Genomic DNA, 23,821 nt, shown 5'->3' with positions numbered 1-23,821 from the left:
CACCACCCTGGACACCGTGATCACCGAGATCGCCGCCTCCCGACTCACCGAACGCGGCGCCACCCGCGCCGACGACAGACTCTCCGAGGCCGCGATGGAAGACCGCAAACGCGAAGGGTACTTCTAGCCATGAGCACCACCACGACCGAGGCGCTCTCGGCCACCACCCTCCTGCGATTCGCCACCGCCGGCTCCGTCGACGACGGCAAGTCCACCCTCGTCGGCCGACTCCTGCACGACTCCAAGTCCGTCCTCACCGACCAACTGGAAGCAGTCGAACGCGCATCCGCCCACCGCGGCCAGGACACCCCCGACCTCGCCCTCCTCACCGACGGCCTGCGCGCCGAACGCGAACAGGGCATCACCATCGACGTCGCCTACCGCTACTTCGCCACCCCCGCACGCCGCTTCATCCTCGCCGACACCCCCGGCCACGTGCAGTACACCCGCAACATGGTCACCGGCGCCTCCACCGCCGAACTCACCGTCATCCTCGTCGACGCCCGCAACGGCGTCGTCGAACAGACCCGCCGCCACGCCGCCATCGCCGCCCTCCTCCGCGTCCCCCACGTCGTCCTCGCCGTCAACAAGATGGACCTCGTCGCCCACCAGGAATCCGTCTTCGCCACCATCGCCGAGGAGTTCACGGCGTACGCGACCGAACTGGGCGTTCCCGAAGTCACCGCGATCCCGATCTCGGCTCTCGAAGGTGACAACGTGGTGGAACCGTCCGCGAACATGGACTGGTACGGCGGCCCGACCGTACTGGAACACCTGGAGACCGTCCCCGTCAGCCACGACCTGGCGCACTGCCACGCCCGGCTTCCCGTGCAGTACGTGATCCGCCCCCAGACCAGCGAGCACCCCGACTACCGCGGCTACGCGGGCCAGATCTCCGCCGGCAGCTTCCGGGTCGGCGACCGGGTGACCGTCCTGCCGTCCGGTCGGACCACCACGGTCACCGGGATCGACCTGCTGGGCGAGCCGGTCGACGTGGCCTGGACCCCGCAGTCGGTGACCCTGCTGCTCGCGGACGACATCGACATCTCCCGCGGCGACCTGCTCGTGCCCAGCAAGGACGCGCCCGCCACCACGCAGGACGTGGAGGCGACCGTGTGCCACGTCGCCGACCAGCCGCTGACGGTCGGTCACCGGGTGCTGCTCAAGCACGGCACCCGCACGGTGAAGGCGATCGTGAAGGACATCCCGTCCAGGCTGACGCTCGACGACCTGTCCCTGCACCCGCATCCGGGACAGCTCGTCGCCAACGACATCGGCCGGGTGAAGATCCGCACCGCCGAACCGCTGCCCGTCGACTCCTACTCCGACTCGCGGCGCACCGGCTCCTTCATCCTCATCGACCCCAACGACGGCACCACGCTCACCGCGGGCATGGTCGGCGAGTCCTTCGCCTCCCCGGAGCCGGTCAGGGACGCGGCCGAGGACGACGGGTGGGACTTCTGATGGAGCACCCCGCCGTCCCCGGCGCGACGTCCGTGCCGGAGGGCGCCCGCATCGGCCGGGCACACCCCCGCACGTGGTCCGGCATGCCGGGCGGCGGGCGGGGCGGGGTGGCGCGATGTGCGTGACCCCGTGCCCCCGCCGCTGCCGACACCGACGAAAACGCCCTGCCGATCTCCCGGCCACGGCCTGAGGCCGTGACCGCCGGGTCACCGAGAGGAACCCCTCCCGTGCCTGCCACGTCCGTCCCCCGCCGCGTCCTCGTGGTCCTCGCCGTCCTGCCGCTGCTGGCTCTCGCCGCCTGCGGTTACGGCTCCCGGGCCGTCGACGGCCCCGCGCGGCAGCAGGCCGTGCCGGGCGCGGCCAGGATCGACGGGCTGGACTCCGTGCGGATCGGCTACCTCGGCAACCTGACCCACGGCACGGCGCTGGTCGGCCACCACGAGGGATTCCTGCAGCGGGCGCTGGGCGGCACCCGGGCCAGGTACCAGGTGTTCAACGCCGGTCCCTCCGAGATCGAGGCGATCAACTCCGGCTCCCTCGACATCGGCTGGATCGGCCCGTCCCCGGCGATCAACGGCTACACCAGGTCGGAGGGCAGGAACCTGCGCATCGTCGGCGGTTCCGCGTCCGGCGGGGTGAAGCTCGTGGTCGACCCGGAGAAGATCAGGACTCTCGACGACGTCAAGGGCCACCGGATCGCCACTCCACAGTTCGGCAACACCCAGGACGTGGCGCTCCTCGACTGGATCGCGCAGCGGGGCTGGCAGGTCGACGCGCTGAGCGGCAAGGGCGACGTGTCGGTCGTGCGCGCGGACAACAAGGTCGTGCCCGACGCCTACCGGTCCGGGTCGATCGACGGCGCGTGGGTGCCGGAGCCGACCGCGTCGAGGCTGGTCGCCGACGGAGCGAAGGTGCTGCTCGACGAGACGGACCTGTGGCCGGAGAAGAAGTTCGTGATCACGAACATCGTCGTGTCGCAGAAGTTCCTCGAGGAGCACCCGAAGGCCGTCGAGGCGGTGCTGAAGGCATCGGTCGAGACCAACGGGTGGATCAACGCCCATCCGCAGGAGGCCAAGGCCGCGGCCAACGCCCAGTTGCGGGCCGACGCCGGCAGGGAACTCCCGGCCGGGATCCTCGACCCGGCGTGGGAGTCCATCCGGTTCACCGACGACCCATTGGCCGGCACCCTCGCCGCGCAGGCGGAGCATGCCGTGCGGGCCGGGCTGCTGGAGCGGCCGACGCTGACCGGAATCTACGACGTGGCACCGCTCAACCGGGTCCTCACGGCGGCGGGCGAGCCCACCGTCGGCGACACCGGACTCGGTGTCAGGTAAGCCCCCCAGACCACGCAATTCGCAGGAGGTGACGACCATGGCCGTGGCGATCGTCAAGGCCGAGGGCGCCGGCGCCGAGGCAGTCGAGTACGCCGCCCGGATCGACCGCGTCTCGAAGTCCTTCGCCGGGCCCGCCGGGCAGCAGCTCGTGCTGGACGACATCAGCCTCGATGTCGCGCCGGGCGAGTTCGTCACCCTTCTGGGGGCCTCGGGCTGCGGCAAGTCGACGCTGCTGAACCTGGTGGCGGGCCTGGACCGGCCCAGTTCGGGAGAGATCAGCACCGACGGGCGCCCGGCGCTGATGTTCCAGGAACACGCCCTGTTCCCGTGGCTGACCGCCGGGAAGAACATCGAGCTCGCCCTGAAACTGCGGGGAGTTCCCCGCGCCGAGCGGCGCGGCCGCGCCGAGGAGCTGCTCGAACTGGTGCGGCTGAAGGGCTCGTACGGCAAGCGGGTGCACGAGCTGTCCGGTGGCATGCGCCAGCGCGTGGCCATGGCCCGCGCCCTCGCCCAGGACAGCCGGCTGCTGCTGATGGACGAGCCGTTCGCCGCGCTGGACGCGATCACCCGGGACGTGCTGCACGACGAGCTGACCCGGATCTGGGCGGAGACGGGCCTGTCGGTGCTGTTCGTCACGCACAACGTGCGCGAGGCCGTGCGGCTCGCGCAACGGGTGGTGCTGCTGGCGTCCCGGCCCGGCCGGGTGGCCCGGGAGTGGCGGGTGGGCATCCCTCAGCCGCGCCGGATCGAGGACGCCCCGGTGGCCGAACTGTCCCGTGAGATCACCGAAGTACTGCGTGGGGAGATCCGCCGTCATGGCCAGCACTGAGACGACCGACACGCCGGCGGACACGGACGGCCTCGGCGGGCTGGAGGCGGGCCTCGACGCCCTGGAGACCTCGGAGGCGCGCCGCCCCCCGTTCCGCCGGACGCTGATCGACAAGATCCTTCCGCCGATCGTCGCCGTCGCCGTGGTGCTGGTGGTGTGGCAGGGCCTGATCTCGCTGCGGATCGTCGACGATCCGGCCAGGCTGCCGTCCCCGGCCGACGTGGCCGGTGAGTTCAGGGACGCCTGGCTGCAGGGCACCCTGCTCGGCTTCGTCTGGACGAGCATCTCCCGGGGCCTGCTCGGCTTCCTGTTCGCGCTCGCCATCGGCACCCCGCTGGGGCTGCTGGTGGCCCGGGTGAAGTTCGTGCGCGCCGCGATCGGCCCGATCCTGTCCGGGCTCCAGTCGCTGCCGAGCGTGGCGTGGGTGCCGCCGGCGGTGATCTGGCTCGGCCTGAACAACTCGATGATGTACGCGGTGATCCTGCTGGGCGCCGTGCCGTCCGTCGCCAACGGCCTGGTCTCCGGCATCGACCAGGTGCCGCCGCTGTTCCTGCGGGCGGGCCGCACGATGGGCGCCACAGGGGTGCGGGGCGCCTGGCACATCGTCATGCCGGCCGCGCTGCCGGGCTACCTGGGCGGGCTGAAGCAGGGCTGGGCGTTCTCGTGGCGGTCGCTGATGGCGGCGGAGATCATCGCCTCCTCGCCCGACCTGGGCATCGGCCTGGGCGCGCTGCTGGAGAACGGCCGCAACGCCAGCTCCATGGCCATGGTCTTCGAGGCGATCGTCCTGATCCTGTTCGTCGGCATCGCGATCGACCTGCTGATCTTCAGTCCGCTGGAGCGGTGGGTGCTGCGCAGCCGCGGTCTGCTGGTGAGGAACTGAGGTACGTCATGAGCGCTCCGGTCCTGCTCGTCATCGCCCACGGCAGCCGCGACCCGCGGCACGCCGCGACCGTGCACGCCCTGGTGGAGCGGGTGCGGTCGTCCCGGCCGGGCCTGCGGGTGGAGACCGGCTTCCTGGACTTCAACGTCCCCTCCGTGCACGGGGTGCTCGGCGCCCTCGCGGCGGAGGGGGTGCGCGACGTCGTGGCGCTGCCGCTGCTGCTGACCCGTGCCTTCCACGCGAAGGCGGACATCCCCGCGGTCCTGCGGGAGGCGCCGCACCGGCTGCGGATCCGGCAGGCGGAGGTGCTGGGCCCCTCCCCGCTGCTGCTCGCGGCGCTGGAGCGGCGTCTGTACGAGGCGGGGTTGTCGCCCGCCGACAAGTCCTCGACCGGGGTCGTCCTGGCCTCGGCGGGGTCCACCGACCCGGAGGCGAGGGCAGTGATCGCTGACATCGCGCGGGAGTGGCGGCACACCGGTTGGTGCGCCGTGCGGCCTGCCTTCGCCTCCGCCTCCCTTCCGCGCACACAGGACGCGGTGCGCGCGCTGCGCGCCGACGGCTGCGAGCGGGTGGCCGTCGCACCGTACGTCCTGGCCCCCGGGTTCCTCCCGGACCGCATCGCCCGGGGCGCGGCCGACGCGGACGTCCTCGCTGACGTCCTGGGCCCCGCGCCGGAGGTGGCGCGGCTGCTGATCCAGCGCTACGAGGAGGCCCGCGTACCGAACCTCACGGCCGTGGGGGCCTGAGCGCGCGCACTCCCCCGCCTTGCCGCGTACATCCCTTCGCCGTGCGGTGCGCCGCGGTTCGGCAGCGCGCCGAAGGGCCGCGGGGAACTGCGCGACCAGCCACGACGGCGCAGAGGCCGAACGGCGTCGTACCGCGGCACCCCCGGCGGAGCGCCTAGCGGCACAGCTCGTCGCCGAGTGGGGTGCGGGCGTAGCGGACGATGCGTCCGCTACGGGTGCGCGTGAGCAGGCCCGCGTCGTAGAGGACGGCCAGGTGCTGGCTGACGGCGCCGGCGGTGACGTCGAGGCGGTGGGCCAGCTCGGTCGTGGAGGCCGGTTCGGCGAGGAGCATCAGCAGGCGGGCCCGGGGGCGGCCGAGGAGGCGTGTCAGTGCCTCGTCGGTGACCGGGGGCGGTTCCTCGGACAGGCGGGCGCGTCCGCGGGCCGGGTACATGAGCACCGGCGGGCGGGTGGGGTCGAGCAGCGGCTGGGCGCCGCGGGCGAAGAGCGTGGGCAGGAGTACCAGGCCGCGGCCGTCGATGCCGACGTCGGTCCACGGCGCGGGCAGGCTGTCCCGGGTGGACAGGCGCAGCAGGCCGGGGGTCCAGGTGAGACGGTCGTCGAGCCCCGAGAACAGCGCTCCCGCGCCCTGTTCCGCCAGGACCCGCCCGCGGTGGGCCAGGTCCGCCTCCAGGATGGTCTGCGCGCGCGGCCACCAGGCGGCGGCCAGGCAGGTGTGCCAGTAGGCGTCGAGGGCGGCCGTGATGCGGTCGAGGAGCGCCGCGGGGTCGGCGAGTCCGCGCCCGACGACGGGCGGGATGGCCTGCGGGGTGCGGTAGGTGGCGTGGAAGTCGGCGTCGACGACGTCCGGCGGGGTGGCGGCGAGCCGGTCGAGTTCCTCGGCGAAGCCGGGGCGGGCGCGGTGCGGGCGCGGGGTGAGGAAGTCCGGGATCCACAGCCAGGGGGAGACGAGCGCGGTCAGCAGGTCCCGGTCGAGGTGGTCCAGGTGCGGGCGGATCCGGCGCAGCCACGGCCGGTGGTGGGGGTAGCGGGCCGGGTCGTGCAGGCACCGCAGGGAGAACACCGCCTCCTGGAGCGGGGAGTAGGCGAAGGAGGTGGTGGCGAGGTCGCCGACGGCGAAGCGGAACTCGATCATTGAGCGCCACGCTAAATCATTGTCGGTGCCGCCGGGCGGCCGGGTTGGCTGTGTGCATGACCACGACACCAGCCTCCCGGACCTCCGGCCGGCACCACTCCCCCGCGCCCGAGCGGGCCACCCGGGCTGCCGGGTTGCTGCCCGCCGATCCCGTGCTGCGGCTCGCGAGCGTGCTGACGCTCGTCAACTCCGTCGGCAACGGGCTCTGCTTCCCGCTCGGCGTCCTGTACTTCACCCGCATCGTCGGTCTGGACACGACCGCGGTCGGCGCCGGGCTGACGGTCGCGGGGCTGGTGGGGGTTGCGGCCGGGGTGCCGGCCGGCCGGGCCGCGGACCGGTGGGGCGCACGACGGGTCGGCGCGCTGCTGTGGGGAGGCACCGGGGTGGCGACGGCGGCGTACGCGCTGGTGCACTCGTACGCCGGATTCCTCGTCGCCGTGGTGTGCGCGACGGCCTTGCAGATGGCGAGCCGTGGAGTACAGGGCGCGCTGTACGCGGACGTGCTGCCGGCGGCGACGCGGGTGGAGGCGCGGGCGTATCTGCGGATGGTGGTGAACGTCGGCATGGGCGTGGGCGGCGTGTTCGGTGCGGTGGCGCTCCAACTGGACACGCGGGCGGCATATGTGACGGTCATTCTGGTGAACGCCGCGACCTTCGCGGGGCCGGCGCTGCTGCTGCCCCGGCTGCCGCTGGCCGCGCACGCAGCCGAACGGGTGCCGCTGGACTCCGCGGCGCCGGCCGCGGAGCGCTGGCGTGCGGTGCGGGACCTGCCGTTCCTGGCGGTGACCGTGCTCAACGCGGTGCTGGTCGTGCAGTACTCGCTGGCCGAGGTCGGGCTGCCGCTGTGGATCGTGGAGCGCACCGAGGCGCCGCGCTGGACGGCGGCCCTGTTGATGATCGCCAACTGCGTGCTGGTGGCGCTGCTCCAGGTTCGGGTGGCGCGGCGCGCCTCACAGGTGCCGTCCGCGGTGCGGGCGATGGGCTGGTCCGGGATGCTGCTGGCGGCGGCCTGTGCGGTGTACGCGCTGTCGTCCGGGCTGTCCCCGGTGTGGGCGGTGGTCGCGCTGACCGCGGGTGCGGTGGTGCAGGTCTTCGCCGAGGTGCTGTCGGCGGCCGGCGGCTGGACGCTCGGTTACGCCCTGGCCGACGCCCGCGCCCACGGCGTCTACCAGGGGGTCTTCGGCGCCGGTATGTCGGCGGGCTTCATGGCCGGCCCGGCTCTGGTGACCGTCACCGCGATCGCCCACGGTGCGGTGGGCTGGGCGGTGCTGGGCGTCCTGTTCGCCGTGGCGGGCCTCGCGATGGGCCCGGCGGTGCGATGGGCCCGCCGGGACGGCGAGTGGCGGGGCGAGCCGGCGTAGGCGGCCCGGGCAGGCCTCAGTCGAAGGACAGGCCGCCGGTGCGGGTCCGCTTGAGTTCGAAGAATTCCGGGTCGGTGGCCAGCACGCGGAAGCTGTCGAAGAGTTCGGCGGCCCGTGCTCCGCGCGGAACGGCTCGGAGTACCGGGCCGAACCACACGGTGCCGTCGACGTGGAGGGTGGGCGTGCCGACGTAGCCGCCGGAGTCCGGTTCGGTGCCGGCGTCGTGGGCGGCGCGCACGGCGGCGTCGTGGGACGGGTCGTGCGCGGCGGCGGCGAGGCCGGCGGGGAGCCCGAGTTCGGTGAGGGATTCGACGATCACGGCGTCGTGGTCCTGCTGTTTCCGCTCGTGGATGCGGGTGCCGATCGCGGTGTACAGGTCGCGCAGCACCTTCTCGCCGTACTGCTCGGCGGCGGCCACGGCGACCCGGACCGGCCCGATCGACTTGTCGACCAGTTCCCGGTACCAGTCGGGCAGTTCGTTGCCGAGGTTGTGCAGGTACAGACTCATCGGCCGGAAGCGCAGGTCGAGCGGTCGATGCCGTTCGACCTCCAGCAGCCAGCGGGAGGTGATCCAGGCGAAGGGGCAGGCGGCGTCGAAGAAGAAGTCGACGCGGGTGGGCGAGGAGTGGGTCATGGAGACGACGCTAGGCGGCCGGATGGGGCGGTGTCCCGGCCCACTCGGCCGCGTTCCGTGTGGTCCACTTCCGGCACCACGGGTTCGCTACGCGGGTTCGGTGAGCTCCACCAGCTTCGTGACGGTGTTCCAGTTCCGGCTGGTGCCGATCACGGTGTCGGTCCGGCGGGGCCGGGAGAGCGCGTCGGCGAGTCTGGAGCGGCCGAGGCCGTCGGGGGCGTACAGGTACAGCACGCGGTCGCCGAGGCGGAACTCCTCCGGCAGGTGGGCGGCGGGGTCGATGTGGGCGAAGCGCTCGGCGGTGACGGGCCCGGAGAAGTAGGTGACGTGCAGCTGCCTGGGCTCCAGTTCGGCGACGGGGAACGGGCAGGCCTCGGCGACGGCCCGCAGATACGCGTGGTCGCGCACGATCGCGTCCACGGCGAAGCCGAACCGCTCCTCGATCGCCCGGGCCAGCTCGGCGGCGAGGGATTCCTCGTCGCCGCGGTCGGCGCCGAAGACGGCCTGGCCGCTCTGCAGATAGGTGCGCACGCGCGCGTGCCCGAGCTCCTCCATCAGGGTGCGCAGGTCGGCCATGGGGAGCTTCCGGCTGCCGCCCACGTTGATTCCGCGCAGCAGGGCCGCGTACATGGTCGTCACGCCTTCACCTTAGACGGCCGTCGTGCTCCATGGGGGCGAGCACGACGGCCGGGTGCCGGGGCCGGACACAGCGCCGGCGTCCCGGGGTGGGATGCGCGAAACTCTTGCGGATCAACGCGCGCGGATCAACGTCTTCCGACGGCTGTGACTTGTTCAACAACCTTGTGTCCGGGCGCGGCGGGCCGCCTCACCGGATCCGGCGGCCGGCGACCCTGACCCGGGCCCCCGAGACGCCGCAGGTAGTTGTAGGGGCCAGGCTCCTCCCCGGTGGGGACGGCACGCGCTCCGGGGGGAGGAGCCTGGGGCGCCGGACTTCACCGGGCAGCAGGACGAGATGGCCTTATTCCTTCCCTACCTTCGTGGTGGAAGGTGACGGCAGGGGGTCGTTGCCGTGCACAAGGGGGCAAGCCCGTCATGGGGAGTGGAGAAACGCGGGTGCGGGGTCTCGCCGCGCGGGCCGGCGGCTGGAGCGCCCGGCACCGGTGGGCGGCCGTCGGCATCTGGTTGCTGTTCGTCGTCCTGGCGATGGGGCTGGGGTCGGCGGCGGGCCGCGTGGACGTCAAGGACAGCGACCAGCTCAAGGGCGAGACGCACACCGCGGCGAGGATCATCGAGGACGCGGGCATCGACGAGCCCCTCGGCGAGAGCGTCCTGATCCAGGCGAGGAACGGTGAGCTGAAGTCCACCGACGCCGAGTTCCGGGCCGCGGTCGCGGACGTCGTGCGGGCCGTCGAGGGTACCGGGCAGGCGACGAACGTGACGTCCCCCTACGACACGCGGACGATCTCGAAGGACGGTCGCAGCGCCCTGGTGCAGTTCGACATGCGGGGTGCCGCCGACACCGCCTACGAGCGGGTGGAGCCGGTCCTGAAGGCCGTCGAGGGCGTCGGGAAGGACCACGCGTCGCTGCGGATCGAGGAGATCGGCGGCGCGAGCATGACCAAGCAGTACAAGGACGCCTTCGGGAACGACTTCCAGAAGGCCGAGTACTCCGCCGTGCCGGTCGCCCTCGGCATCCTGCTGATCGCCTTCGGCGCGCTGGTGGCGGCACTGCTGCCGGTCCTGCTGGCGATCACCGCGATCATGGCGACGATGGGCCTGATGGGTGTCGTCAGCCATCTGATGCCCATGAGCGACACCGCCAACTCCGTGATGCTGCTGGTGGGTATGGCGGTCGGCGTCGACTACTGCCTGTTCTACCTGCGCCGCGAGCGGGAGGAGCGGGAGGCCGGCCGGGATCCTCGGACGGCACTGCGCATCGCCGCCGCGACCAGCGGCCGGGCGATCGTGGTGTCCGGGGTCACGGTGTGCGTGGCGATGGCGGGCATGCTGTTCACCGGCCTCGCCGAGTTCGAGGCGATGGGCCTGGCCTCCCTGATGGTGGTCGCCGTGGCCATGGTCGGCTCGGTGACGGTGCTGCCCGCACTGCTCTCGCTGCTCGGTGAGCGCGTGGAGAAGGGCCGGCTCCCGTTCCTGGGTCGACGCCGGCGCGCCCGGGGCGGCGTCGACGGCACCAGCGGCAGCCGGTTCTGGAGCACGGTGCTGCGCGGCGTGCTGGCCCGCCCGGTGGTCTCGGTGGTCGTGGCGGCCGGCGCGCTGCTGGCCGTCGCGGCGCCCGCGCTGGGCATGAAGACCCAGCAGCTCACGCTGGACCAGGAGTTCGGCGACTCACTGCCCATCGTGCAGACGTACGACCGGATCAACGACGCATTCCCCGGCGGCACCGAGCCCGCGGAGGTCGTCGTCAAGGCACGGGACATCGACGCGCCCGAGGTGCGGGAGGCGCTGGCCGCGTTCAAGGAACAGGCGATCTCCTCGGGCGCCTCGCGCGGCCCGGTCGACATCAGGGTGCACGAGGCGCAGAACGTGGCCTTCGTCTACGTACCGCTGGTGGGCGGCTCCGACCGGGACGCGGCGGGCGCGAGCCTGGAGAAGCTGCGCGACGAGGTGCGTCCGGCGACGCTGGGCCGGGTCGGGGGCGTGCAGGCGCCGATCACGGGGCAGGTCGCGGGATCGCACGACTTCAACGACCAGCTCGTCGGCTCGGTGGTACCGGTGTTCGCGTTCGTCGTGGTGTTCGCGTTCCTGCTGATGCTGCTGTCGTTCCGCTCGCTGACGATCGCCGTCACCTCGATCGTGCTCAACCTGCTGTCCGTGGGCGCCGCGTACGGCATCCTCGTCGCCGTGTTCCAGCACGGCTGGGGTGCGTCGCTGGTGGGCGCGCAGGGCGTCGGCGCCATCGTCACCTGGCTGCCGCTGTTCCTCTTCGTGATCCTGTTCGGCCTGTCGATGGACTACCACGTGTTCGTGGTCTCCCGGATCCGCGAGGCGCGGCTGCGTGGCCGGACGACCAGGGACGCGATCGCGCACGGCGTGGTCACCACGGCCGGCGTGGTCACCAGTGCCGCGGTCATCATGGTCGCCGTCTTCGCGATCTTCGGCACGCTGTCCATGCAGTCGATGAAGCAGATGGGCGTGGGCCTGGCCGCCGCGGTGCTCATCGACGCCACCGTCATCCGCGGCGTGCTGCTGCCCGCGGTGATGGCGCTGCTGGGCGAGCGGAACTGGTACCTGCCGTCGTGGCTGCGCCGGCTGCCGGACCTCACGCACGACGAGGCACCGGAGGCGATCGCCGCTCCCGCTCCCCGCGACGACCGGGGCGAGCCGCTGCGGGTGTGACCCCCGGCCCCGAGGGCCCGCCGGCCTCCGGCGGGCCCTCGGCCGTGCCCACCGCGTCGGTGGCGCACCGCCACCGCCCGCCGCCCTCGCGGTGCGCGCCGCGGGGCGCCGGTCACGGCCGGGCGGTCGGCCGTGACGCGCACCGCCGTACGGGCCCCTCCCCGCAGCGGGGTCGCGCGCGGCAGATCGCGCCCCCGGGCCGGGCGCGGCCGCAGCGGCCCGTCGGGCACGGCCGGGTCGCGCGCGGCCTGAACAGCCGTCCGCGCGGTGCCGGTCGCCCACCCCGGCGCGGTCACCTGCGCGGACGGGCGGCGGGGACGACGCCCGCCGGTGCGAGACTGGCCGGCGACCGCGCAGCAGCGGGACGGGAACGGGACGCGGAGGCGGAGGACGATGGACGAGGCACGCGCACGGGAGGTACTGGCCGCGGCCGGGGTGCTGCCGGGGCCGGCCGGCGACGCGCGGCTGCTCGCCCTCGGGGAGAACGCGGTGTTCGCCGCCGGCGACCTGGTCGTGAAGGTGGCCCGGGACGCCGAACTGCTGGACCGGGCGCGCCGGGAGCTCGACATCGCCCTGTGGCTGGCCGGGGAGGGCGTGCCGGCCGTCCGGGCCGCCGGGCCGGAGCCGCTGCTGGTGGCGGGGCACCCGGTGACGGTGTGGCACCGGCTCCCCGATCCGGTGCGGCCCGCCGAGCCGGAGGACCTGGCCGCACTGCTCCGGCGCGTGCACGCGCTGCCCGCGCCCTCGTTCGCCCTGCCGCCGCGCGAGCTGCTGGGCGGGGTGGAACGCTGGCTCCGCCTCGCGGGGGAGGCGATCGATCCGGGCGACGCCGCGTATCTGCGCGAGCGCCGTGACGGCTTCGCCGAGGCTGCCGCCGCCCTGACGCCGCAGCTGCCGCCGGGCCCCATCCACGGCGACGCGCTGCCGCGCAACGTGCACATCGGTCCCGGCGGTCCGGTCCTGGTCGACCTGGAGACCTTCTCCGCCGACCTCCGCGAGCACGACCTGGTCGTGATGGCCCTGTCCCACGACCGCTATGGACTGCCGAGCGCCGCGTACGACTCGTTCACGGCGGCCTACGGCTGGGACGTGCGGGAGTGGGAGGGGTGCTCGGTGCTGCGGGGCGCGCGGGAGACGGCGAGCTGCGCGTGGGTGGCCCAGCACGCGCCGAGCAACCCCGGCGCGCTGGCCGAGTTCGAGCGGCGGGTGGCGTCCCTGCGGGACGGCGACGAGACGGTGCGCTGGTTTCCGTTCTGATCGCCGGACGGCGGATCGAGTGCACGGGCCCCCGCGGTTTCGGCTGCCGCCGGGCGGCCGCGGCCCGTCCGCGGTGCCCTGCGGAGTCCGGTGCCGTCTACGGCGCGTGCTCCTCACGGTCCTGGATGGTCCGGGCGGCCCGGTGCAGGTGGGTCAGAACGGTACGGACGGCCGTGCGGGCGGTGCGCTCGGGGCGGTGGAGGGCGTCGATGTGCCGTCGGGCCCGCACGCCGCTGAGGGGGCGCAGGACGATGCCGGGGTGGGAACGCATGGTCCAGCGCGGCATCAGTGCGATGCCTCCCCCGGCAGCCACCACCTCGGCGACCACCGCGAACTCGTTGATGCGGTGAGCGAGCCGGAGCCGGCGGCCGGCCGCGGCGGCGATCGCCTCGATCGTCGCCAGCACCGGGAAGCCGTCGTGCACGGTGACCCACGGCTCGTCGGCCACGTCGAGCGGGGCAAGGCGCCGCTCGGCCGCCAGCCGGTGACCGACCGGCATGGCGACGTCGAGCGGCTCACGCAGCAGTGTCGTCGCGATCACCGTGCCCGGCCATGTCGGGGTGTGGTCGAGGCGGTGGGCGAGCACCAGGTCGTACTCCCGGGTGAGCCGTGGGAAGTCCTCCTGCGTCACGTCCTGGTCGGCGAGCACGGCCCGGGGCATGCCGGGTGCGGACAGGGCACGCAGCAGCAGCGGGAAGAACGCCGCGCCCGCGCTGTGGAACGCCGCCACCGACACCTCGCCGTCGGGTCGGGCGGCGAACTCCTCCACGGCGCCCCGGGCCCGGGCCAGCGCGGTCTCCACCTCGACGGCCGCGGCGGCCAGCGCCTGCCCGGCGTCGGTGAGCACCAGCCGCCTGCCCTGCCTCTCGGTGAGCGGCACCGGGAGGGAGCGCTGGAGCAGCCGCAGTTGCTGCGAGATCGCCGACGGTGTCACCAGCATCGCCTCGGCGACCGCGCTGACGCTGCCCAGTTCGCCCAGTTCCCGCAGAATCCGCAGTTGCCGTTCGTCCATGCCCGCAGTGTAAGGACCCGATGAAGGAAAACTGAAAGATCCTTTCAGGAAGTGGTGGTGGGCTGCACGGTCGGCGGCGGTGCACCGTGGGCGGGTGACCGACACCCGCCGTACCGATGTGGTACTCCTGCTCGTCGCCCTCGTCTGGGGCTCCAGTTACCTGTCCGCCCAGACGGCCGCGGCAGCCCTGCCCGTGCTCACGGTGCTGTTCGCCCGCTACGCCCTCGCCGCCGTCGTCTGTCTCGGTTCGGTGGGCGCTCTGCGGAGCGGCTGGTCCCGGGACGAGGTGCGGGCCGGGTTGCCGCTGGGGCTCACGCAGGCCGCGGTGCTGGTGGTGGAGACGTACGGGGTCGCCCACACCACCGCCGCCAACGCCGGGATCATCATCAGCCTGACCATCGTGCTCACCCCGCTGCTGGACCGGTCCGGTCACCCGGGCGGGCTCCCTGTCTCCTTCTACGCCGCGGCCGGACTGTGCGTACCGGCCGTCGCGCTGCTGATGTCGGGCAACGGTTTCCACGCGCCGCGCCTCGGCGATCTGCTGATGCTGGCCGCGGCCGGGGTGAGGGCCGGTCATGTGGCGCTCGTCGGGCGGATCACCGCTCGGCGGACGGTGCGGCCGGTGCACCTGACGGCGGTGCAGACCCTCGTCGGTGCGGCGCTGTTCCTGCCGCTGTCCGCGGGCGGTCTGCCGGACCTGGTCCGCGCCTCGGGCAGCACCTGGGGGCAGCTGGTGTACCTGGCCGTGTTCTGCAGCGTCTTCGCCTTCCTCGCACAGACCTGGGCGGTGCAGCGCACGTCGGCGAGCCGGGCCAGCCTGCTGCTGGGCACGGAACCCGTGTGGGCCGCGGTCGTGGGCGTCGGTCTCGCCGGGGAGCGTTTCACCCCGCTCACCGCCCTCGGCGCGGCGCTCATGGTCGCCGCCACCTACCGGGCCCAGGCCGTGGAACGCTCCCACCGGGCCACGCGGACGGCGGCCGGGGCGGACGCCGCAGGAGACCGGGCCGCCCACCGTGCCGCGAAGGCCCGGAACCGCGGGAGCAGTTCCCTCGGCCGCTCTCCCTGGGCGCAGTCCGGCACGACCGGGATCGTCGACGAGCCCGCCGGCAGGCCTGGCGCACCGTCGGCGGCCCCGTGCACCGGTACGGCGGAGACCTCCTCTCCGGCCGACCCGGCGCCCGGGGCGAGGGCCGGGGTGTGACGGCCCTGGGCGCCCGGCCGGCGGGGCCACCGCGAAAGGCCCGGGACCGACTGCACCCACGTGCCGACGACACGGCAAGGTCCGGAGCGGGCGCAGGGGGCGCTGCCCACCGTCGAGGGGGTGCCCTGTCCCCGCCGTCGGCGCGCCCCACGGGGAGAGGGGACGAGCGCGGCGGATCCGCCTAGGGTGAGGTGCGCGGCAGCCGGCGTCCTCACGGCGCCGGGCAGGCACACGGCACATCCTGGGAGCACTTCATGAGGATCCACCTGTCCAGCGTCTTCGTCGACGACCAGGACAAGGCTCTGCGCTTCTACACCGACGTCCTGGGCTTCGTGAAGAAGGCCGACGTCCCGCTCGGCGAGCACCGGTGGCTGACCGTGGTCTCGCCCGAGGACCCGGACGGCACCGAGTTGGTGCTGGAGCCCGAGGCGCACCCCGCCGTGAAGCCGTACAAGACGGGCCTGGCCGCGGACGGTGTCCCGGCCACCTCGTTCGCCGTGGACGACGTGTTCGCCGAGTTCGACCGGTTGCGTGCACTCGGGGTGCGGTTCACCCAGGAGCCGCAGGACCTGGGCCCGGTCATCACGGCGGTGCTGGACGACACCTGCGGCAACGTGATCCAGATCGCCCAGTACACGTGACCCCCGCGCGGCGGGTGGCCGTGGGAACCGTCCACGGCCCGGCTGCGAGCCGGTGAGCGGGTCCGCGACGACGGCGGGCGCGGGGCCGGCGGGCGCGGGGCCGGCGGGCCCGCTCGCCGTTCCGGCGGCGAGGCTGATCGACCTGGTCGGCGCCACGGATGCCGTGGCCGCACGAGGAGCCGCCTCGAACGGGTCGCTTCCCGTGGTCCCGATGCGCCATGTGCTCGACCAGGCAGGCCTGCGACGGAGCTTCGGCCGCCTGCCGCGACGCCGGGGGGCATGCCCTGGCGGACGCTTCCGCCGGTTGGTTCCTCGCGCCCGAAGGTGTCTTCGGCGCCCCGGTCACCTGCTGCGCGGGATCACCGGCCAGGCCGATTCGACGACCGCGGTCGGATTCGTCCGCCGCAGGTACGCCTGCAGCGAGGCCGACTGCGCGGCCGCCGCGCGGATCTGGAGTGCGTGCAGGTCCGTCAGGGACATGGCCCCCACGGGCCGGTGCCTCTCCCCCATGCTCCGCACCACCCGGACGGCGGCGACCGCGTCCGCCCTCGCGTCGTGCGCTTCCTCCAGCGTCACGCCGTAGTGCGCGCACAGCGCGTGCAGGGCGCGCTTGCCCTTCCGGTACTTGTCGACGTGCTTGTCGATCACGAGCGGGTCGACGACCGGTGCGGGTGCGGTGCCGAGCCGCTCGGTGATCGACCGCAGCCCGTACCGGCGGCACTCGCGGTCCAGGAGCGACAGGTCGTAGCGCGCGTTCATCACGACCAGCGGGGTCCCCGAGCGCAGGACCTCGGCGACGGCCTCCGCTATGTCCTCGACGGAAGACGCGGCCGGGAGACCGTGCCGGCGGGCGTGGTCCGTGGAGATGCCGTGGATCGCCGACGCCTGAGCGGGTATCGCGACCCCGGGGTCGAGCAGCCAGGTCCGCTCCGAGGACACGGTCCCGTCGGGCTCCAGTGCCACGACCGCGGCGGTGACGATGCGATCGGCCTCGACGTCCGTCCCGGTCGTCTCCAGGTCGAAGCCGATGAGCAGCTCGCGGTGCCAGGCCATGGCGTCCCCCTTCATGGTGGTGCGTTCCCCCAGTGGCCTCCACCTTCGCACGGGCCACTGACAATCCGACGCGCGGATTCCGCTCGGGGCCCGGCACGGCACGGCCGGGACATGCCTCACCTGCCGGGCATTTCAGGACACCGGGCGCGAATCGGCCCAGGCCAGCTCGAACTCCTCGCGGTAGGTGGGGAACAGGCCTGCTTCGTCGGCCTCGTCGGACGTGACCACCCGGTCGCCGTTGCGCAGCACCAGCACCGGTGACTCCATGCCGCGGGCCCGCCGCAGATAGGCCTGTACGACCGCGATGCCGTCGGAGCCGTCGCCGTCGACGAGGTAAGCGGTGAACCGCGGTGTCTCGTCGTAGACCTGGATCTGGAAGGCGCCGGGGTCGCGCAACCGGGAGCGGACCCGGCGCATGTGGAGGATGTTCATCTCGACCGCGCGGCTCAGCTCCCCGCGCTTGAGGCCCAGTTCCCGCTCGCGCCGCTTCACGGCGCTGGAGGCGGGGTTGAGGAACAGCAGCCGCACGCGGCAGCCGGCCTCGGCGAGCCGGACCAGGCGCCGCCCGGAGAAGTTCTGCACGAGCAGGTTGAGGCCGATACCGAGGGCGTCGAGACGGCGCGCACCGCCGAAGATGTCCTCGGCCGGGAACTGGCGCAGCAGCCGGACCCGGTCGGGGTGCACGGCGACGACGTCCGCGTACCGGTCGCCGACGAGGTCCTCGACGGCGTCGACGGGGAGGCGGCGCGCGGAGGGGACGTCGCCGCCCGTGCCGAGCATCTCCAGCAGCCGGGCGGACGCCCGTTCCGCCTGGTTCAGCACGGCCTCGGACAGGGCGCGGTTCCGGGAGACGACGTTGCGGGTGACCTCCAGTTCGTCCAGCGCCAGTTCGAGGTCCCTGCGGTCGTCGAAGTACGGCTCGAAGCAGGGCCAGTGCTGCACCATCAGCTCGCGCAGCTGGGGCAGGGTGAGGAAGCTGATGACGTTGTCGTCGGCCGGGTCCAGCAGATAGCCCTTGCGGCGGCTCACCTCGCGGACGGCGACGGCACGCTGGACCCACTCCTGGCCGGCGGGTCCGGCCGCGGCGACCACCCAGTCGTCGCCGTGGACGGGCTCGTAGACGGGCCGCAGCACGGCGGCCACCACGGCACGCAGTCGCTGTTCGACCAGATTCAGCCATATGTACGCCCGGCCCGCGCGCTGGGCACGCGTGCGCACCTCGCGCCAGGCGTCGGCGTCCCAGTCCAGTTCCGGGCCGATGGAGTTCGGCTCCATCGGCCTGGCCAGGGACACCGTGCCGGGCGGGACGTCTGTGGAGTTCCCCTCGTGACCCTCGTCACCAGGGGGCAGCTCCAACCCTCCCGAGCCCACCCGCGCACCGCCTTCCACTCCCCCGGGCACACCCCGTCTCAACGATCAAGGAAGCGTACTCCGGGAGCGGTCGGCGATGCAGCCGGATGGACAGGGTCGTTTCCCAACTGCACGATTCCGCTTGCCCGTTCCGATCATGGCGGGCCGACGGAGTGAGCGGATTCATAGCGGCGCCCCGCCGGCGGAGTGCGACGACACAGAACCGAGGAGACCGCACCCGCACACGCGTACGAACAAAGGTGCCGTGGCGGGCGGACCGGCTTCGGCTCCCGCCGCGCCGGGATCGGATCGGCGGGCGGTCGGGGTGCGGGCGTGCCGCTTCACCGCGGGGTGTCCGCCGCCGGGACCCGGACCGGCCCACCGGCCCGGCACGCAGCGGAGCCCGGGCGGGGGCGGTTCCCGGCGCGTCCGGCGGTACGGTCGCGGCCGCCGCGGCGACCCCCGCCACCGCGACAGCCGCGCCCGGCCGCCGTCTCACACAGACGGCGGCTCACCATCGGGTGCGCAGGGTCCAGCCACTCCACCCGTGTCCCCGGGAGTGGGCATGCGCACCAGTGGTACGCCCGTGCACGGGCGTACCACGGTTACCGACTGGTCGCACGGTAGGAGGGGTGCACGGCGGGGACGGTTCCATCACTTTCGGGGAGACTCGGACCGAAGGCGCTCCCTGTGGCGCCGCACACCTGAAAGAGTCGTATCCATGCAGGTCTGGCCTGGCGAGGCATATCCACTCGGTGCCACCTATGACGGCGCCGGCACGAATTTCGCGGTCTTCACGGAGGCCGCGGACCGAGTAGAGCTGTGTCTGCTGCACGACGACGGCTCGGAGACGGCGATCGAGCTGCGGGAGAGCGACGCGTTCGTGCGCCACGCGTACGTACCGGGCATCATGCCCGGACAGCGCTACGGCTACCGCGCGCACGGTCCGTACGCACCCGAGCGCGGGCTGCGCTGCAATTCGGCGAAGCTCCTGCTGGATCCGTACGCGCGTGCGATCAGCGGCTCGATCCAATGGGGCGAGGAGGTGTACGGCTACCACTTCGGCGCACCGGACAGGCGCAACGACCTGGACTCGGCGCCGCACACGATGTCGTCGGTCGTGGTCAATCCCTACTTCGACTGGGGCGACGACCGCAGGCCGCGCACCGACTACCACCACACCGTGATCTACGAGGCCCACGTCAAAGGGCTCACGATGCGCCATCCGGGGCTGCCGGAGGAGCTGCGCGGGACCTACGCGGGGCTCGCCCACCCCGCGGTCATCGAGCACCTGACCGAGCTGGGCGTGACGGCGCTGGAACTGATGCCGGTGCACCAGTTCGTCAACGATCACCGCCTGGTCGACATGGGCCTGAACAACTACTGGGGCTACAACACCATCGGCTTCTTCGCCCCGCACAACGCCTACGCCTCCTGGGGCGACCGCGGGCAGCAGGTGCTGGAGTTCAAGTCGGCGGTGCGCGCGCTGCACGAGGCGGGCATCGAGGTCATCCTCGACGTCGTCTACAACCACACCGCCGAGGGCAACCATCTCGGCCCCACCCTGTCCTTCCGGGGCCTGGACAACCCGCGCTACTACCGCCTGACCGCCGACCAGCGCTACTACATGGACACCACGGGCACCGGCAACAGCCTGCTGATGCGCTCCCCGCACGTACTGCAGATGATCATGGATTCGCTGCGGTACTGGGTCACCGAGATGCACGTGGACGGCTTCCGCTTCGACCTCGCGGCGACCCTCGCCCGGCAGTTCCACGAGGTGGACCGGCTGTCGTCGTTCTTCGACCTGGTGCAGCAGGACCCGGTGGTCTCCCAGGTGAAGCTGATCGCCGAGCCGTGGGACGTGGGCGAGGGCGGCTACCAGGTGGGCAACTTCCCGCCGCTGTGGACCGAGTGGAACGGCAAGTACCGCGACACCGTGCGCGACCTGTGGCGGGGCGAGCCGCGCACCCTGGCGGAGTTCGCCTCGCGGCTGACCGGATCGTCCGACCTGTACCAGGACGACGGGCGCCGGCCGCTGGCCTCCATCAACTTCGTCACCTGCCACGACGGCTTCACGCTGCACGACATGGTCTCCTACAACCACAAGCACAACGAGGCCAACGGCGAGGACAACCGGGACGGCGAGAGCCACAACCGGTCCTGGAACTGCGGCACCGAGGGCGAGACCGACGATCCGCAGGTGCTCGCGCTGCGGGCCCGGCAGATGCGGAACTTCGTCGCCACGCTGATGCTGTCCCAGGGCGTCCCCATGATCAGCCACGGCGACGAGTTCGCCCGGACGCAGCGGGGCAACAACAACGCCTACTGCCAGGACAGCGAGCTGGCGTGGGTGAGGTGGCCCGAGGAGGGGCACCCGCTGCTGGACTTCACGCGCGCGATGGTGTGGCTGCGCAAGGATCATCCGGTCTTCCGGCGGCGCCGCTTCTTCCACGGGCGACCGGTGGAAGGCACCCACGACGACCTGTCCGACATCGCCTGGTTCACACCGGAGGGCCGGGAGATGAAGCAGCGGGACTGGGAGTCGGCTCCCGCCTCGGCTCTGACGGTGTTCCTCAACGGAAACGCCATCTCCGAGCCCGGGGCGCGCGGGGAGCGCATCACCGACGACTCCTTCCTGCTGATGTTCAACGCCTCGCCCGAGCCCCTGGAATTCGTGGTGCCGGTGGACCACGGCCGGCAGTGGCAGGTCGTCGTGGACACCTCCCTCGACGAGGGCGTGCCGCCCGGTACGGGCGTGAAGGTGGAGGCCGGGGACCGGCTGACGCTGGTGGACCGGAGCATGACGGTGCTGATGCGCCCGGCCTGACCGCTCCCCTCGGCGCGACGGCGCCGCACCCACACGCAGCGGACCGCTGCCGTGGTGGCGGCGCCCCGCGCGGGCGCCACCGGAGGCGGGTGCCGAGGGTCGCGTGCCCGGGTCTCGATGCCGCGCGCGGCACCTCCGTACCGCCCGCCCGCCGCGTGCCGCTCGCGGCCGGCCTCCGATGCCGGGGCCCGCTCCGTGGTGCCCCGCATGTGAAGCAGGCCGCGCCCACGCGCACAGGTGGATGAGCCGATGACACGAAAGTCGGCCGGACGGGTACGTACGTTTCCATGACACCTGAGCGACTCGTTCCCGCGGTGCCCACGGCCACCTACCGGCTGCAGCTGCAGCCCGACTTCCCGTTCGCCGCCGCCTCGGCCGCCGTGCCGTACCTGGCCTCGCTCGGTGTGTCGCACCTGCATCTGTCCCCGGTCCTGGAGGCCGTCCCCGGCTCGCAGCACGGCTACGACGTCGTCGACCACGCGCGCGTGCGCGGCGAGCTGGGCGGCGAGGAGGGACTGGGGGCGCTGTCGAGGACCGCGCGGGAGCACGGTCTCGGGCTGGTCGTGGACATCGTGCCGAACCACATGGCGATGGCCCCGCGCCACAACCACGCGCTGTGGGAGGTACTGCGGGAGGGCCCGGACTCGCCGTACGCGCGGTGGTTCGACATCGACTGGGAGGCGCAGGGCGGTCAGGTGCTGCTGCCGGTGCTGGGCGGCCCGGTCGGCGAGGAGATCGACCGCCTGCGCGTCGAGGACGGCGTACTGCGCTACCACGACCACGTCTTCCCACTGCGCGAGGGCACCGGGGACCTGCCGCTGCCGGAGCTGCTGGACGCCCAGTGGTACCGCCCGGTGTGGTGGCGGCTCGCCCGCACGGAACTCAACTACCGGCGGTTCTTCAGCATCTCGGAACTGATCGGGGTGCGGGTGGAGGACCCGGAGGTCTTCGAGGCCACGCACGCCACCGTGCTGCGGCTGCTGCACGAGGGCCTGGTCGACGGGCTGCGCGTGGACCATCCGGACGGGCTCGCCGATCCCGGCGCCTATCTGCAGCGGCTGCACGAGGCGACCGGTGGCCGCTGGACCGTGGTGGAGAAGATCCTCGCGGACCACGAGCCCCTGCCGGCGTCCTGGCCGGTGGCGGGCACCACCGGCTACGACGCCCTGCGGCACATCGACGGCCTGTTCGCGGACCCGGCCGGGGCCGGGGAGCTGCTCGGGCAGTACCGCCGGTTCGCCGCCCCCCAGACGGACCGGGGCGGGGAGTGGGCGGCCACCGCGCGTCGGGCGGCGTACAAGGTGGTCACACACGAGCTGGTCACCGAGGTGGAGCGTCTGACCAGGGCGGCGCACCGGCTGTGCGACGGCTCGCCCGACCCCGCCCTGCGCGACCGCGCGCCGTGGGCGCTGCGCACCGCGCTCCAGGAGCTGCTGGTGCGGCTGGAGGTCTACCGGCCGTACACCGTCGGCGACGCGGCGTCGGTCGTGACGGAGAAGGCGGCGGCCGAGGCCCGGCTCGCGTTCGCGGTGCCGGACGAGGCCGGCGCGGTCGACGTCGTGCGCGGGCTCGTGCTCGGCCGGTACGGGGACGGCCCCGACCACGCGGAGTTCCGGATCCGGTTCGCGCAGACGGCGTCCGCGCTGCGGGCCAAGTCCGTGGAGGACACCGCGTTCTACCGCTACGTACCGCTGCTGTCGGCGAACGAGGTCGGAGGCGACCCCGGCAGCCCGGCGGTGTCCCCCGAGTACTTCCACGCCTACTGCGCGCGCCTGCAGCGGGACTGGCCCACCACCGGGGTCGTGGTGACGACCCACGACACCAAGCGCAGCGCCGACGTGCGGGCCGCGCTGGCGGTGCTCACCGAGTGCCCTCGGCAGTGGGCACGGGTCCTGGCCGAGACGACCCGCAGCGGTACCGGCGGTCCCGACGCGCAGCTGGCCTGGGCGGCCTGGCAGACGGTGTTCGGGCTGGGCCCGGCCGATCCCGCGCGCGTACAGGGCGCGCTGCTGAAGCATGTGCGCGAGGCAGGGCTGTTCACCAGTTGGACCGAGCAGGAGCCGCCGTACGAGGAGGCGGTGGCGGCGTTCGTCGCGGCGGGGCCGTGCGGTCCCCCTGGCGAGCAGGTCATGGCGTTCCGTGCCGCCCTGGAGCCGCATATCCGGGCGAACGTGCTGGGCACGGCCCTGCTGCACCTGACCGTGCCCGGGGTTCCGGACGTCTATCAGGGCACGGAGGCGGAGTTCCGGGCGCTGGTGGACCCCGACAACCGGCGGCCCGCGCGGTTCCCCGCGCCGGATCCCGGCGACAAGGGCGCCCTGACCGCGGCCGCACTGCGGCTGCGCGGGCGGCGGCCGGACGTCTTCGGCGACACCGCGACGTACGTCCCGCTGGCCGCGGAGGGCCCCGCGGCGGCCCACTGCCTGGCCTTCTCCCGTTCCGGGGAGGTCGTCACGGCCGTCACGCGGCTGTCGCTGCGGCTGGCGGACGCGGGCGGGTGGCGGGACACGGGGCTGGCGCTGCCGCCGGGACGGTGGGCCGACGTGCTGTCCCCGAAGCGGGTGTTCAGCGGGACCGCGCGCGTGGCGGAGCTCTTCACCCGGCTGCCGGTGGCACTGCTGGAGCGCGTCGGGGACGCGGCCGACGGCTGACCGGGCGGCTCACCGGCCCGGCCGTGGCGACGGCCGTCGCGCCCCGTGCGGCACAGCACGAAGGCTTCTCCAGGACCTTGACCCGGTGGGAGGGGGCGACCGGGTGACGTGCGGGAGCGCAT

17 protein-coding genes and 2 pseudogenes are annotated in these 23,821 nt (G+C 73.2%); 13 read left to right on the top strand and 6 right to left on the bottom strand.

Annotation, left to right across the window (positions count from 1 at the left end):
* From JS756_RS22925 to JS756_RS22900, 6 genes and pseudogenes are all read left to right on the top strand, one after another.
* Positions 1-127 (top strand): annotated as a pseudogene (locus JS756_RS22925) (sulfate adenylyltransferase subunit CysD); the annotation flags it as partial.
* A gap of 2 nt (positions 128-129) precedes the next feature.
* The gene (locus JS756_RS22920; protein ID WP_205385057.1) at positions 130-1,464 is read left to right on the top strand and encodes a sulfate adenylyltransferase subunit 1; all 1,335 of its coding nucleotides are present in this window, start codon (positions 130-132) and stop codon (positions 1,462-1,464) included.
* Positions 1,465-1,691: 227 nt separating this feature from the next.
* Entirely contained in the window at positions 1,692-2,798 is a 1,107-nt protein-coding gene (locus tag JS756_RS22915; protein WP_205385056.1) for an aliphatic sulfonate ABC transporter substrate-binding protein, read from the top strand.
* A gap of 37 nt (positions 2,799-2,835) precedes the next feature.
* Entirely contained in the window at positions 2,836-3,627 is a 792-nt protein-coding gene (locus tag JS756_RS22910) for an ABC transporter ATP-binding protein (protein WP_205385055.1), read from the top strand.
* Positions 3,614-4,510: an ABC transporter permease gene (locus JS756_RS22905; RefSeq protein WP_205385054.1), complete on the top strand. Its 897-nt coding sequence runs from the start codon at positions 3,614-3,616 to the stop codon at positions 4,508-4,510. The genes JS756_RS22910 and JS756_RS22905 overlap by 14 nt, the downstream gene beginning before the upstream one ends.
* 8 nt (positions 4,511-4,518) lie before the next feature.
* The gene (locus JS756_RS22900) at positions 4,519-5,256 is read left to right on the top strand and encodes a sirohydrochlorin chelatase (RefSeq protein WP_205385053.1); all 738 of its coding nucleotides are present in this window, start codon (positions 4,519-4,521) and stop codon (positions 5,254-5,256) included.
* Between the two features lie 154 nt (positions 5,257-5,410).
* Here the strand turns inward: JS756_RS22900 and JS756_RS22895 are convergent, their stop codons facing one another.
* The gene (locus JS756_RS22895) at positions 5,411-6,391 is read right to left on the bottom strand and encodes an ArsR/SmtB family transcription factor (protein ID WP_205385052.1); all 981 of its coding nucleotides are present in this window, start codon (positions 6,389-6,391) and stop codon (positions 5,411-5,413) included.
* A 56-nt stretch (positions 6,392-6,447) separates the two neighbouring features.
* Between JS756_RS22895 and JS756_RS22890 the strand changes: the two genes are divergently transcribed.
* Complete coding sequence (locus JS756_RS22890) at positions 6,448-7,752, top strand: MFS transporter (RefSeq protein WP_205385051.1); 1,305 nt, start codon at positions 6,448-6,450, stop codon at positions 7,750-7,752.
* A 16-nt stretch (positions 7,753-7,768) separates the two neighbouring features.
* Here JS756_RS22890 and JS756_RS22885 read toward each other — a convergent pair whose 3' ends face one another.
* Together JS756_RS22885 and JS756_RS22880 are read right to left on the bottom strand one after the other, a co-directional pair.
* Positions 7,769-8,386 (bottom strand): mycothiol-dependent nitroreductase Rv2466c family protein, encoded by a 618-nt coding sequence (locus tag JS756_RS22885; RefSeq protein WP_205385050.1) that lies wholly within the window; start codon positions 8,384-8,386, stop codon positions 7,769-7,771.
* 87 nt (positions 8,387-8,473) lie between these two features.
* A complete protein-coding gene (locus JS756_RS22880) occupies positions 8,474-9,025 on the bottom strand; it encodes a DUF1697 domain-containing protein (RefSeq protein WP_205385049.1) in 552 nt (183 codons plus the stop codon).
* A 414-nt stretch (positions 9,026-9,439) separates the two neighbouring features.
* Here JS756_RS22880 and JS756_RS22875 point away from each other — a divergent pair, with 414 nt between their 5' ends.
* The gene (locus JS756_RS22875) at positions 9,440-11,704 is read left to right on the top strand and encodes an MMPL family transporter (RefSeq protein ID WP_205385048.1); all 2,265 of its coding nucleotides are present in this window, start codon (positions 9,440-9,442) and stop codon (positions 11,702-11,704) included.
* Between the two features lie 393 nt (positions 11,705-12,097).
* Positions 12,098-12,961: a phosphotransferase enzyme family protein gene (locus tag JS756_RS22870; RefSeq protein WP_205385047.1), complete on the top strand. Its 864-nt coding sequence runs from the start codon at positions 12,098-12,100 to the stop codon at positions 12,959-12,961.
* A gap of 97 nt (positions 12,962-13,058) precedes the next feature.
* Here JS756_RS22870 and JS756_RS22865 read toward each other — a convergent pair whose 3' ends face one another.
* Positions 13,059-13,973 (bottom strand): LysR family transcriptional regulator, encoded by a 915-nt coding sequence (locus JS756_RS22865; protein ID WP_205385046.1) that lies wholly within the window; start codon positions 13,971-13,973, stop codon positions 13,059-13,061.
* A 94-nt stretch (positions 13,974-14,067) separates the two neighbouring features.
* Here JS756_RS22865 and JS756_RS22860 point away from each other — a divergent pair.
* Positions 14,068-14,940: pseudogene (locus tag JS756_RS22860) on the top strand (DMT family transporter); the annotation flags it as partial.
* A 488-nt stretch (positions 14,941-15,428) separates the two neighbouring features.
* Complete coding sequence (locus tag JS756_RS22855; protein WP_205385044.1) at positions 15,429-15,815, top strand: VOC family protein; 387 nt, start codon at positions 15,429-15,431, stop codon at positions 15,813-15,815.
* A 342-nt stretch (positions 15,816-16,157) separates the two neighbouring features.
* Here JS756_RS22855 and JS756_RS22850 read toward each other — a convergent pair whose 3' ends face one another.
* Both JS756_RS22850 and JS756_RS22845 read right to left on the bottom strand, forming a co-directional pair.
* The gene (locus JS756_RS22850; protein ID WP_205385064.1) at positions 16,158-16,868 is read right to left on the bottom strand and encodes an exonuclease domain-containing protein; all 711 of its coding nucleotides are present in this window, start codon (positions 16,866-16,868) and stop codon (positions 16,158-16,160) included.
* A gap of 132 nt (positions 16,869-17,000) precedes the next feature.
* The gene (locus JS756_RS22845) at positions 17,001-18,269 is read right to left on the bottom strand and encodes a DUF5919 domain-containing protein (protein WP_205385043.1); all 1,269 of its coding nucleotides are present in this window, start codon (positions 18,267-18,269) and stop codon (positions 17,001-17,003) included.
* Positions 18,270-18,939: 670 nt separating this feature from the next.
* Between JS756_RS22845 and glgX the strand changes: the two genes are divergently transcribed.
* Positions 18,940-21,048 carry a glycogen debranching protein GlgX gene (gene glgX, locus JS756_RS22840; RefSeq protein WP_205385042.1) on the top strand — a complete coding sequence of 703 codons (2,109 nt, stop codon included), beginning with the start codon at positions 18,940-18,942 and terminating at the stop codon, positions 21,046-21,048.
* A 287-nt stretch (positions 21,049-21,335) separates the two neighbouring features.
* Positions 21,336-23,699 (top strand): malto-oligosyltrehalose synthase, encoded by a 2,364-nt coding sequence (treY, locus tag JS756_RS22835; RefSeq protein WP_205385041.1) that lies wholly within the window; start codon positions 21,336-21,338, stop codon positions 23,697-23,699.
* Positions 23,700-23,821 lie beyond the last annotated feature (122 nt).

This window comes from Streptomyces actuosus (assembly GCF_016921115.1).
Taxonomy (GTDB): domain Bacteria; phylum Actinomycetota; class Actinomycetes; order Streptomycetales; family Streptomycetaceae; genus Streptomyces; species Streptomyces actuosus_A.
The sequence above is the reverse complement of the archived record's forward strand: the minus strand, read 5'-3'. Positions and strand labels throughout refer to the sequence as shown.